General features: G+C 72.4%; 9 protein-coding genes. 7 read left to right on the top strand and 2 right to left on the bottom strand.

Features of this window, described 5'->3' with window-relative positions; all coding sequences use genetic code 11:
- The first annotated feature begins 39 nt into the window (after window positions 1-39).
- Window positions 40-1299: a DivIVA domain-containing protein gene (locus tag ACGFT1_RS22745; RefSeq protein ID WP_373910775.1), complete on the top strand. Its 1260-nt coding sequence runs from the start codon at window positions 40-42 to the stop codon at window positions 1297-1299.
- A gap of 358 nt (window positions 1300-1657) precedes the next feature.
- On the opposite strand, the gene ileS is transcribed toward ACGFT1_RS22745, so the two are convergent.
- Window positions 1658-4801: an isoleucine--tRNA ligase gene (ileS, locus tag ACGFT1_RS22750; protein ID WP_373910777.1), complete on the bottom strand. Its 3144-nt coding sequence runs from the start codon at window positions 4799-4801 to the stop codon at window positions 1658-1660.
- A gap of 615 nt (window positions 4802-5416) precedes the next feature.
- Between ileS and ACGFT1_RS22755 the strand changes: the two genes are divergently transcribed.
- The 5 genes from ACGFT1_RS22755 to ACGFT1_RS22775 all read left to right on the top strand — a co-directional run bounded on the left by ACGFT1_RS22755 (window position 5417) and on the right by ACGFT1_RS22775 (window position 10424).
- Window positions 5417-6505 (top strand): TraR/DksA C4-type zinc finger protein, encoded by a 1089-nt coding sequence (locus ACGFT1_RS22755; protein WP_373910778.1) that lies wholly within the window; start codon window positions 5417-5419, stop codon window positions 6503-6505.
- A gap of 67 nt (window positions 6506-6572) precedes the next feature.
- Window positions 6573-7208 (top strand): signal peptidase II, encoded by a 636-nt coding sequence (gene lspA, locus ACGFT1_RS22760; RefSeq protein ID WP_373910779.1) that lies wholly within the window; start codon window positions 6573-6575, stop codon window positions 7206-7208.
- A 90-nt stretch (window positions 7209-7298) separates the two neighbouring features.
- Window positions 7299-8243, top strand: coding sequence for an RluA family pseudouridine synthase (locus ACGFT1_RS22765; protein ID WP_373910780.1), 945 nt, complete (start codon window positions 7299-7301; stop codon window positions 8241-8243).
- The gene (locus ACGFT1_RS22770; protein WP_373910781.1) at window positions 8240-8707 is read left to right on the top strand and encodes a GNAT family N-acetyltransferase; all 468 of its coding nucleotides are present in this window, start codon (window positions 8240-8242) and stop codon (window positions 8705-8707) included. Before ACGFT1_RS22765 ends, ACGFT1_RS22770 begins: the two co-directional genes overlap by 4 nt.
- A gap of 127 nt (window positions 8708-8834) precedes the next feature.
- The gene (locus ACGFT1_RS22775) at window positions 8835-10424 is read left to right on the top strand and encodes a Na+/H+ antiporter (RefSeq protein ID WP_373910782.1); all 1590 of its coding nucleotides are present in this window, start codon (window positions 8835-8837) and stop codon (window positions 10422-10424) included.
- Between the two features lie 91 nt (window positions 10425-10515).
- On the opposite strand, the gene ACGFT1_RS22780 is transcribed toward ACGFT1_RS22775, so the two are convergent.
- Window positions 10516-11622, bottom strand: coding sequence for a mechanosensitive ion channel family protein (locus ACGFT1_RS22780; RefSeq protein WP_373910783.1), 1107 nt, complete (start codon window positions 11620-11622; stop codon window positions 10516-10518).
- A 108-nt stretch (window positions 11623-11730) separates the two neighbouring features.
- On the opposite strand from ACGFT1_RS22780, the gene ACGFT1_RS22785 reads away from it, so the two are divergent.
- A complete protein-coding gene (locus tag ACGFT1_RS22785; protein ID WP_373910784.1) occupies window positions 11731-12303 on the top strand; it encodes a dienelactone hydrolase family protein in 573 nt (190 codons plus the stop codon).
- The last annotated feature ends 3 nt before the right edge of the window (window positions 12304-12306 follow it).

Raw genomic sequence — 12306 nt, forward strand, 5'->3', positions numbered from 1 at the left:
GGTCTTGCCGACTGCCGATGACTACGTTGAGGTGAAGAGATGCCGTTGACCCCCGAGGACGTGCGGAACAAGCAGTTCACGACCGTCCGCCTCCGAGAAGGCTATGACGAGGACGAGGTCGATGCCTTCCTCGACGAGGTCGAAGCCGAACTGACCCGGCTGCTCCGCGAGAACGAGGACCTGCGCGCCAAACTGGCCGCGGCCACGCGCGCGGCCGCCCAGAACCAGCAGAACATGCGCAAGCCCCCGGAGCAGGACCAGCAGCAGGGGATGCCCCAGCAGGGAATGCCTCAGCAGGGCATGCCCCAGCAGGGGATGCGAGGTCCCGGCGCACCGGTGCCCGCCGGCATATCGGGCCCGCCGCAGCAGCAGATGGGTGGCCCCATGGGTGGTCCGCCCCAGCTGCCGAGCGGTGCCCCGCAGCTGCCCGCCGGCCCCGGCGGTCAGGGTGGCCCGCAGGGTCCCGGCCCGATGGGCCAGGGTCAGATGGGCCAGGGCCAGATGGGGCAGGGCTCCATGGGCCAGGGCCAGATGGGCCAGGGTCAGATGGGGCAGGGTCAGATGGGGCAGGGCTCCATGGGCCAGGGTCAGATGGGCCAGGGTCAGATGGGGCAGGGCCACATGGGCGGTCAGCCGCCCATGCAGCAGCAGATGGGCGGCCCGATGGGCGGTCCCATGGGCGGCCACGGCCAGGGCCCCGGTGGCGACAGCGCCGCCCGTGTCCTCTCGCTGGCCCAGCAGACCGCCGACCAGGCGATCGCCGAGGCCCGTTCCGAGGCCAACAAGATCGTCGGCGAGGCCCGCAGCCGTGCCGAGGGTCTGGAGCGTGACGCCCGTGCCAAGGCCGACGCCCTGGAGCGGGACGCGCAGGAGAAGCACCGCGTCGCCATGGGCTCCCTGGAGTCCGCGCGCGCCACGCTGGAGCGCAAGGTCGAGGACCTGCGCGGCTTCGAACGCGAGTACCGCACGCGGCTGAAGTCGTACCTGGAGTCGCAGCTGCGTCAGCTGGAGACCCAGGCCGACGACTCCCTGGCCCCGCCGCGCACTCCGGCCACCGCGTCCCTGCCGCCGTCGCCGGCGCCCTCCATGGCCCCGGCCGGTGCGAGCGCCCCGTCCTACGGCGGCAACCAGGGGATGGGCGGCAACCCCGGCAACGCCGGCCCGTCCTACGGCGGCCAGCAGCAGATGACCCCGGCCATGACCCAGCCCATGGCCCCGGTCCGCCCGCAGGGTCCGTCCCCGATGGGCCAGGCGCCCTCGCCGATGCGCGGGTTCCTGATCGACGAGGACGACAACTGAGCACCGGGTACTAGTACGACAACGGCGTCGGCAGCGCCCAAGGGGCGGGCCCTTCGGACTTCGGTCCGGGGGCCCGCCCCTTTTACGCGGGTTGCGCGCGCCCGCCGTCGGGGTGCGGGACACGCACGACCGTGACGGTATCCGGGCGGTAGGGCTGATCCGATGTCCCGGCGGACCCACGGCCAGGCGTCCGGGCGGAACCCACCGGCCGGCACCCGGCGTGAACTCCCGACCGGCGTCCGGGCGGTAACCCCTGGTCCGGCGTTCACGGGTGAGGACCCGGTCCGCTGGTCCGGCGTCCACGCGCGAGGGCCCGGTCTCCTCGCCGGAGACCGGGCCCTCGCGCACGCCTGGGCGGTTACGCCCGGCGCAGCCGGAACGTCAGGGACAGGCCCTCGTCGGTGAAGGCGTCGCCGTAGGTGCCGTCCGCCTCGCCCTGGGCGAAGTCCGTCGCGAGGACCTCCTCGGCGATCAGGGCGCTGTGCTCGGACAGCGCGGCGATGACCCGGGGATCGGTCGAGGTCCACCGCAGGGCGATCCGGTCGGCCACGTCCAGGCCGCTGTTCTTGCGGGCCTCCTGGATCATCCGGATCCCGTCACGCGCCAGACCGGCCTGCCGCAGCTCCTCGGTGATCTCCAGGTCGAGGGCGACCGTGGCGCCGGAGTCGGCGGCCACCGACCAGCCTTCGCGCGGGGTCTCCGTGATGATGACCTCGTCGGGGGCCAGGGTGACCGTCTCGCCGTCGACCTCCACGGACGCGGTGCCCTCCCGCAGCGCGAGGGACAGCGCGGCGGCGTCGGCAGCGGCGACCGCCCGGGCCACGTCCTGCACCCGCTTGCCGAACCGCTTGCCCAGCGCCCGGAAGTTGGCCTTGGCGGTCGTGTCGACCAGGCTGCCGCCGACCTCGCTGAGCGATGCCAGCGCCTCGACGTTCAGTTCCTCCGTGATCTGCGCGTGCAGCTCCGGGTCGAGGGACTCGAAGCCGGTGGCCGCGATCAGCGCACGGGACAGCGGCTGGCGCGTCTTGACGCCCGACTCCGCGCGCGTGGCGCGGCCCAGCTCCACCAGCCGGCGGACCAGGACCATCTGCCGCGACAGCGCCGGGTCGATCGCGGACAGGTCCGCCTCGGGCCACGGGGCCAGGTGCACGGACTCGGGCGCGCCCGGCGTGACCGGCGCGACCAGGTCCTGCCACACCCGTTCGGTGATGAACGGCGTGATCGGCGCCATCAGCTTCGTGACCGTCTCCAGGACCTCGTGCAGGGTGCGCAGTGCGGCCTTGTCGCCCTGCCAGAAGCGGCGGCGCGACCGGCGGACGTACCAGTTGGACAGGTCGTCCACGAACGCGGACAGCAGCTTGCCGGCGCGCTGGGTGTCGTACGCCTCCAGCGCCTGGGTCACCTGGTCGGTCAGGGCGTGGAGTTCGGAGAGCAGCCAGCGGTCCAGCACCGGGCGCCCGGCCGGCGCCGGGTCCGCCGCGGAGGGCGCCCAGCCGGACGTGCGGGCGTACAGCGCCTGGAAGGCGACCGTGTTCCAGTACGTCAGCAGGGTCTTGCGGACGACTTCCTGGATGGTGGTGTGGCCGACCCGGCGGGCCGCCCACGGGGAACCGCCGGCCGCCATGAACCAGCGCACCGCGTCCGCGCCGTGCTGGTCCATGAGCGGGATCGGCTGGAGGATGTTGCCCAGGTGCTTGGACATCTTGCGGCCGTCCTCGGCGAGGATGTGGCCCAGGCAGACGACGTTCTCGTACGACGACCTGTCGAAGACGAGGGTGCCGACGGCCATCAGCGTGTAGAACCAGCCGCGGGTCTGGTCGATCGCCTCGGAGATGAACTGGGCCGGGTACCGGCTCTCGAACAGCTCCTTGTTCTTGTACGGATAGCCCCACTGCGCGAACGGCATGGAACCCGAGTCGTACCAGGCGTCGATGACCTCCGGCACGCGCGTGGCCGTCTTCCCGCAGCCGTCGTGGCCGCAGGCGAAGGTGACGTCGTCGATGTACGGCCGGTGCGGGTCCAGGCCCGACTGGTCGGTGCCGGTCAGCTCGGTCAGCTCCGCGCGCGAGCCGACGCAGGTGAGGTGGTCGTCCTCGCAGCGCCAGATCGGCAGCGGCGTGCCCCAGTAGCGGTTGCGGGACAGCGCCCAGTCGATGTTGTTGTTCAGCCAGTCGCCGAAGCGGCCGTGCTTGACCGTGTCCGGGAACCAGTTGGTCTTCTCGTTCTCCTGGATGAGGCGGTCCTTGATCGCCGTCGTGCGGATGTACCAGGAGGGCTGCGCGTAGTACAGGAGCGCGGTGTGGCAGCGCCAGCAGTGCGGGTAGCTGTGCTCGTACGGCAGGTGCCGGAAGAGGAGCCCGCGCTGCGCCAGGTCCTCGGTGAGCTTCTCGTCCGCCTTCTTGAAGAAGACGCCGCCGACGAGCGGGACGTCCTCCTCGAAGGTGCCGTCCGGGCGGACGGGGTTCACGACCGGCAGGCCGTAGGCGCGGCAGACCTTGAGGTCGTCCTCACCGAAGGCGGGGGACTGGTGGACCAGGCCCGTACCGTCCTCGGTCGTCACGTACTCGGCGTTGACCACGTAGTGCGCCGGCTCGGGGAACTCCACCAGCTCGAACGGACGCTGGTAGGTCCAGCGTTCCATCTCGGCACCGGTGAAGGTCTGTCCGGTGGTCTCCCAGCCCTCGCCGAGCGCCTTGGCGAGCAGCGGCTCGGCGACGACGAGCTTCTCCTCGCCGTCCGTCGCGACGACGTAGGTGACCTCCGGGTGCGCGGCGACCGCCGTGTTGGACACCAGGGTCCAGGGGGTCGTCGTCCACACCAGCAGGGCGGCCTCGCCGGCGAGGGGGCCGGAGGTGAGCGGGAAGCGGACGTACACGGAGGGGTCGACGACCGTCTCGTAGCCCTGCGCCAGCTCGTGGTCGGACAGGCCGGTGCCGCAGCGCGGGCACCAGGGGGCGACACGGTGGTCCTGGACCAGCAGCCCCTTGCCGAAGATCTCCTTCAGCGACCACCACACGGATTCCACGTACTCGGGGTCCATGGTCCGGTAGGCGTCGTCCAGGTCGACCCAGTAGCCCATGCGGGTCGTCAGCTCGGCGAAGGCGTCGGTGTGCCGGGTCACCGACTCGCGGCACCTGGCGTTGAACTCGGCGATGCCGTACGCCTCGATGTCCTGCTTGCCGGCGAAGCCCAGCTCCTTCTCGACGGCCAGCTCGACCGGCAGGCCGTGGCAGTCCCAGCCGGCCTTGCGGCCCACGTGGTAGCCGCGCATGGTGCGGAAGCGGGGGAAGACGTCCTTGAAGACGCGGGCCTCGATGTGGTGGGCGCCCGGCATGCCGTTGGCGGTGGGCGGGCCCTCGTAGAACACCCATTCGGGGCGGCCCTCGGACTGCTCCAGGCTCTTGGCGAAGATCTTCTGCTCGTGCCAGAAGTCGAGCACGGCGTGCTCAAGAGCGGGCAGGTCGACCTGTGCGGGCACCTGGCGGTACGTCGGCGCTGTCATCTGCGAGCATCCTCCAACGGACTTGCTGCCTTCCGTCGGAGGGACGAGAGCCTCAGATCCTGATCCACGCCGTGTGCGGCGCGCTCCCGCGGTACCACCCTCCTTGGCCCTCCGCCGCGCCGTACACGCCGGTGAGCCCCCTCATTGGGGTCGCGAAGCCGGGTCTACTCGCCGCCGCCCTGCGGCTGCGGCTTTCTTCCGGCGGCTCCGGGGTGATCTTCGCGTCGCGCTCACCCCCGGGCTCACACCGTCCCCGGGTCGCTCTGGGCTGCGTACGCCGCTACTCGTCCCCATCCACGCTTTTCGCTCCGCCCAGTGTACGGCGCCCCACGGACAACGGCGGACCGGTTTTCGCGCGGTGCGGAGGCAGGTGCGGAGGCAGGCCCGGAGCGGGGCCGCGTAACCCGAATGGCGAGGGGGCGGGGTACGTGTCCGCGCGGGCCGGACCGGGCGGATTACCCGGCGGGGAGCTGGGCACAACGGATGCAGGCCCGTGACTCGGGGGGCGCGGGCGGGCGAATCGGGCGGTGTGCCCCGTTGCCGCGGGACTCGAGTCGATTTATCGTCCCAGCACGATTCGCGAGCAAGATCACAATATGTGAAGGGGCCGCGGCCATGGTGGCGAAGAAGACCGCCGTACAGCAGCCGGCGACCGGGAAGACGGGTGCGGGACCGGCCACCGGCAGGACGGCCGCGGGGAAGCCGGCAGCCGGCCACGCGGCCGTGGGTCAGGAGCGGGAAGAGGGGGCGAAGGCCGAGGAACGGGTGGCGAGGAGTGCGGCCGTGCGGAAGGCGGTCACGAAGAAGGCGGCCGTGCGCAAGACGCCCGTGAGGCAGGCGGCCGCGAAGGAGGCGGCCGTCGAGGACGCGGCCCCGACGGAGCGGGCGGCGCATACGACGGCGGAGCGGGCGGCGGTGAAGCGGGCGCCGGCGCGGAAGACTGCGGCCGGGAAGGCGGCGCACGGCCACGCGGGGGCCGACGGCTCGGTGCGGGACGCGGCGACCGGGAAGCCCGCGGTGACGAAGAAACCGGCGACGCGGACGGCCACCGGCAAGGCGGTTACGGACAAGGCGGCTACGGACACGGCGGCCCCCACGGAGCCGACGGCGAGGAAGGCCGGCGGCGGGCGGGCGGTCCACGAGGCCGTCTCCACGGAGACGGCCCACAAGAGCACGGCCAAGAAGGCGGGTGCGGCGCGGGCCGCGAAGCAGACGGGAGCCACGACAGTGGTTGCGAAGAAGACCCCAGGAACGGTCACGGCGGAACAGGCCCCCCTTCCCAAGGCGCGGGCCGCCGCGGCGGAGCCCGGCGAGCTGGCGGTGCGTACCGGGGAGGACCCCTGGACCCCGGAAGAGGTCACGCAGGCCCGCGCGGAGCTGGACTCCGAGGCGGGACGGCTGCGGGCGGAGATCAGCTCGTCGGAGGCGTCCGTCGCCGGTCTGATGCGGGACTCCGGGGACGGCGCGGGCGACGACGAGGCCGACACCGGCACCAAGAACATCACCCGCGAGCACGAGATGGCGCTGGCCGCCAACGCGCGCGAGATGCTGGACCAGACCGAGCGCGCCCTGGAACGGCTCGACGCGGGCACCTACGGCCTGTGCGAGAACTGCGGCAATCCCATCGGCAAGGCACGCATGCAGGCCTTCCCGCGGGCCACGCTGTGCGTGGAGTGCAAGCAGAAGCAGGAACGCCGCTCCTGAGCGCCAGGGGCCCTGGGGGCGTGCCGTAGTCTCGTCCTCAGTCAGGCACCTAGGTTGAGGGACTCACGTGGCAGAGGCGGAGCGCATCATCGGTACGCCGGACACCCCGGACGACGGCGGCGAGCGGACTGCGGCGGCCGGAGCGCCCGCCGGCCCGGGAGCGTCCGGCCCGGCCGGTGCCGGCGAGGGGTCCGCCCCGGTGGGGCGGCGGACCGGCCGCGGGCGCCGGATCGCCGTGCTGTTCGCGGTGGCCGCGTTCGCGTACGCCCTCGACCTGATCAGCAAGATGCTCGTCGTCGCCCGTCTGGAGGGCCACGCGCCGATCCAGGTCGTCGGGGACTGGCTGGAGCTGCACGCCATCCGTAACCCGGGCGCGGCCTTCGGGTTCGGCGCGGCCTTCACGATCATCTTCACCCTCATCGCCGCCGCCGTGATCCTGGTGATCATCCGTCTCGCCCGCAAGCTCTACAGCTTCCCCTGGGCCATCGCGCTCGGCCTGCTGCTGGGCGGCGCGCTCGGCAACCTCACCGACCGGATCTTCCGGGCGCCGGGGATCTTCGAGGGCGAGGTCGTGGACTTCATCGCGCCCCAGGGCTTCGCGGTGTTCAACCTGGCCGACTCGGCGATCGTGTGCGGCGGCATCCTGATCGTGCTGCTGTCCTTCCGCGGCCTGGACCCGGACGGCACGGTCCACAAGGACTGAGGCCGGCCCCGCCCGCCCGCGGGGCCCGCGGACGGACGGTTTTCCACAGGCCCGTTCGGTGGCCGGGCACCCGTCCGGCATACTCGACGGGTGAGCACCGTTCCCGAGATTCGTACCCTGCCCGTGCCAGACGGCCTGGAGGGCGAGCGCGTCGACGCCGCCATCTCCCGCATGTTCGGCTTCTCCCGCACGAAGGCGGCGGAGCTGGCCGCGGCCGGCAAGGTCCAGGTCGACGGGGCGGTGGTCGGCAAGTCCGAGCGGGTGCACGGCGGCGCCTGGCTCGAAGTCGAGATGCCGCAGGCCGCGGCACCGGTGCGGGTGGTCGCCGAGCCGGTCGAGGGCATGGAGATCGTGCACGACGACGATGACGTGGTCGTGATCGTCAAGCCGGTCGGCGTGGCCGCGCACCCGTCGCCGGGCTGGTCCGGGCCGACCGTCATCGGCGGTCTCGCCGCCGCCGGATACCGGATCTCCACCTCCGGCGCCGCCGAGCGCCAGGGCATCGTGCACCGCCTGGACGTCGGCACCTCCGGCCTGATGGTGGTCGCGAAGTCGGAGCGCGCCTACACGTCGCTCAAGCGCCAGTTCAAGGAGCGCACGGTCGACAAGCGCTACCACACCCTCGTGCAGGGCCACCCGGACCCCACGAGCGGCACGATCGACGCCCCGATCGGCCGTCACCCCAACCACGACTACAAGTGGGCGGTCACCGCGGACGGCAAGCCGTCGGTGACCCACTACGACCTCGTCGAGGCCTTCCGCGCCGCCTCCCTGCTCGACGTGAAGCTGGAGACCGGCCGTACCCACCAGATCCGCGTCCACATGGCCGCGCACCGCCACCCGTGCGTCGGGGACCTCACCTACGGTGCCGACCCGACCCTCGCCAAGCGGCTGGGCCTGACCCGCCAGTGGCTGCACGCGGTCCGGCTCGGCTTCGAGCACCCCGGCGACGGACAGTGGGTGGAGTTCGGGAGCGACTACCCCGAGGACCTGCGACAGGCCCTCGACCAGGTCCGCGAGGAGACGTGGGCGTGAGCCCGCGCCACACCGTCCGGGTCGCGACGGACCTCACCGATCGCGAGGCCTGCTTCGCGGTCCGCAAAGAGGTCTTCGTCGCCGAGCAGGGCGTCGCCGAGGACATCGAGTACGACGCCTGGGACGCCGTGGCCGTGCATGTCCTGGCGGTCCGCGAGGACGGTGTGCCGCTGGGCACCGGGCGGCTGCTGCACGGCGAGGCGGCGGCGGCGAAGACCGGCGGCGACCCGGCGGTCGGCTCCCTGGGGCGGCTCGCCGTCTCCCGGGAGGCACGCGGGCTCGGCGTCGGCGCGGCCCTGGTGCACGCCATCGAGGACATCGCCCGCGCGGCGGGCCTCACCGCGCTCGACCTGCACGCGCAGACCCACGCCCAGGGCTTCTACGAGCGGCTCGGCTACGTGGCGTACGGCCCGGAGTTCCCGAACGCCGGCATACCGCACCGGGCGATGCGCCGCGCCCTCTAGCTCCCGCTCGCCGCGCCCGGTGGCTCCCACCCGCAGCTCCGTCCAGGAGACGTCGGTACGGCCGGTGCGCGGGCGTCGTGGCAGGCTAGAGGTCTGCCGTGTGATCGTCGAGCCCGGAGCGCCGTCCGTGGATCAGTTGGCCCTGTTGTTCGCCCTGCTGCTCGGGGCCCTGGTGAGCGTCCCGCTAGGGGACCGGTCCGGGGTGCCGGCGCCCGTGCTGATGACCCTGTTCGGCGGGGTCCTGGCGGTGGCCGACTTCGTGCCCGACGTGAACATCCCGCCCGATCTGATCCTGCCCGCGCTGCTCCCGCCACTGCTCTACGCCGCCGTGCGCCGGACCTCCTGGCGGCAGTTCGCGGCCAACGTCCGTCCGATCTTCCTGCTGGCCGTCGCCCTGGTGTTCGTGACCACGGTGTGCGTGGCCCTGGTCGCCAGCGCGATCGTGCCCGGGCTGCCGATCGCCGCCGCCGTCGCGCTGGGCGCATTGATCGCACCGCCCGACCCGGTCGCCGCGACCAGTGTCGCCGGACAGCTGGGGCTGCCGCGGCGCCTGGTGTCCATCCTGGAGGGCGAGGGACTCTTCAACGACGTCACGGCCATCGTGCTGTACCACGTGGCGATCGCCGCCGCCCTGAGCGGCTCCTTCTCGCCCTGGCGGGCCGGGCTCGACCTGGTGCTGTCCGCCGTCGTCGCGGTGGCGGTGGGACTGGTGCTGGGCTGGGGCGCGAACAGGCTGATGGACCTGCTGGACGAGCCGACCCTCCAGATCGGCATGACCCTGCTGGTGCCGTACGCCTCCTACGTGCTCGCGGAGAAGCTGCACGGTTCCGGGGTGCTCGCCGTGCTCACCACGGCACTGTTCCTCGCCGAGTACGCCACCGACGCCGACGACGTGATGACCCGGCTGGCCGGGCACACCTTCTGGGACATCATCGACACCCTCGTCACGGGGGTCGCCTTCGGGCTGATCGGCCTGGAGCTGCACAACGCCATCCACACGGGCCGCGGACGCTGGGGCGAGCTGCTGGGCTGGTCGGCCGCCGTGGTGGGCGTGGTGGTCGTCGTACGGCTGCTGTGGCTGCTGCCGGCCACCTGGCTGACCAAGCGGCTGCACGCCCGCCGCCGGGACTACGAGGAGGAGATCCCGGTCAGCTGGCGGGAGACCGTCGTCATGTGGTGGTCCGGGATGCGCGGGGTGGCCTCCGTGGCGCTGGTCCTCGCGATCCCGCTGAAGACCGACGACGGCTCGCCCTTCCCGCAGCGGGACGTGCTCGTGTTCATCGCCTTCGGGGTGATCATCGCGACGCTGGTGGTGCAGGGGATGACGCTGCCGTGGCTGGTGCGGCTGCTGGGCGTGCGGGCCGACTCCGAGCGGGAGGCGGAGTTCGAGAAGGAGCTCGCGGTGCGGGCCGCGAAGGCGGCGAAGCGCAGGCTGCGGGAGATCGAGCAGGTGGAGGACCTGCCCGACGAACTCTCCGAGCAGATGCTGCGCAGGGCTTTCGAGATCGGCATCCGGATCAGTCCGGACATGGGGGAGGACGAGCGCCGGGAGGCGCAGCACCAGCGGGTCAGGCGGCTCAAGCGGGTGCGGCGCATCCAGGGCGAGATGCTCAGTGCGGCGCGGCACGAGGTGCTGGCGGCGCGCAGCGAGCCCGGGTCGGATCCGGAGATCGTGGACCGGGTACTGCGCCACCTCGACGTGCGCAGCCTGCGGTGACCTGTTCCCGTGGCCGCGCCGCCCTAGCCGCCGGAGGACCGGCGCCGGAGGACCGGCGCCCGTAGCCGCCCGCCCGGCCAGCCCCGCCCGGTCAGCCCCGGCCGGTGCGCGGGAACTCGTAGGCCTTGCGCAGCGACGCGCGGTCGGGGGACGGGACGCGGTAGGGCGGGAGCACGGCGTCGGACGTGTTCACCCGGGGCAGCGCGTAGGGATGCTCCTCGGACAGCCAGGAGATCATCTGCTCGCGGACCGCGACCCGCACCGTCCAGATGTCGTCCGCGTCCTTCGCCGTCACCAGCGCCCGCACCTCGACGGTGTTGGGGGTGGTGTCGGTCACCTGGAGGCTCGCGGCGCGGCCGTCCCAGGCCGGGCACGTGCGCAGGATGTCCCGCAGCTTCTCGCGCATCGCCCCGACCGGCGCGCTGTGGTCGAGGTACCAGTAGACGGTCCCGGTCATCTGCGGGGTGCCCCGGGACCAGTTCTCGAAGGGCTTGGAGGTGAAGTACGACACCGGCATGGTGATCCGGCGCTCGTCCCAGGTCCGTACGGTCAGGAAGGTCAGGGTGATCTCGTCGACCATGCCCCACTCGCCGTCCACGACGACCGTGTCGCCGATGCGGACCATGTCGCCGAAGGCGATCTGGAGCCCGGCGAACAGGTTGGACAGGGTGGACTGGGCGGCGACACCGGCGACGATGCCGAGGATGCCGGCGGAGGCCAGCAGCGAGGCGCCGGCCGCGCGCATCGCGGGGAACGTCAGCAGCATCGAGGCGATCGCCATCACGATGACGATCGCGGACACCACCCGCATGATCAGCTCCACCTGGGTGCGGACCCGGCGCACCCGGGCCGCGTCCCGGTGGACGCGCGCGTAGCGGCTGTAGGAGGTCTCGACGACGGCCGCGGCTATCCGGATCACCAGCCAGGCGGCGGATCCGATCAGCACCAGCGTCAGCGCGCGGCCGATGCCGGTGTGGTGCTGCGCGGTCAGTTGCGCCTGGCCGTAGGAGCCTCTGAGCAGTGCGGCGCACAGCACGAGCTGGTAGGGGATGCGGCCGCGCCGCAGCAGTTCCCACAGCGGCGAGTCCGAATTGCGTTCGTCGGCCTTGCGCAGCAGCCGGTCGGTGGCCCAGCCGAGGGCAAGGGTGAGCAGCACCGAGCTGCCCACCACGATCAGGGGGCGGAGCACGTTCTCCATGCCTCCGAACGTAACCGGGGTCGGCGGGTGATGAACATGTGTGTTCCGAGCGTGTGTGGGTATGGCCGCCGATACGGCCGCGAGGGCGGCGGCTGGCACCATGGCCTCATGAACATCATGCTCTTTCACTCGGCCTACGGACTCCGGCCCGCGGTGCGCGAGGCCGCGGACCGGCTGCGCGCGGCGGGACACGAGGTGTGGACGCCGGACCTCTTCGAGGGACACACGTTCGATACCGTCGAGGACGGCATGGAGTTCCAGGAGCGCACCGGCAAGGAGGAACTGCTGAAGCGGGCCGTGCTGGCGGCGGCGCCGTACTCGGACCGGGGGCTGGTGTACGCCGGGTTCTCGCTGGGCGCGTCCATCGCGCAGACCCTCGCCCTCGGCGACGGCAAGGCGCGCGGGCTGCTGCTCCTGCACGGCACCTCCGACATCGCGCCGAACGCGCAGGCGGACGAGTTGCCGGTGCAGCTGCACGTGGCGGAGCCGGACCCGTTCGAGACGGACGACTGGCTGAGCGCCTGGTATCTCCAGCTGGGCCGGGCCGGTGCCGACGTGGAGGTGTACCGGTACGCCGGAGCCGGGCACCTCTACACCGACCCCGGCCTGCCGGACCACGACGCGGAGGCCGCCGAGGCCACCTGGCGGGTGGCACTCGGCTTCCTGGAGTCGCTTCGCTGAGCG

This window comes from Streptomyces sp. Y20, from assembly GCF_043195475.1.
Classification (GTDB): domain Bacteria; phylum Actinomycetota; class Actinomycetes; order Streptomycetales; family Streptomycetaceae; genus Streptomyces.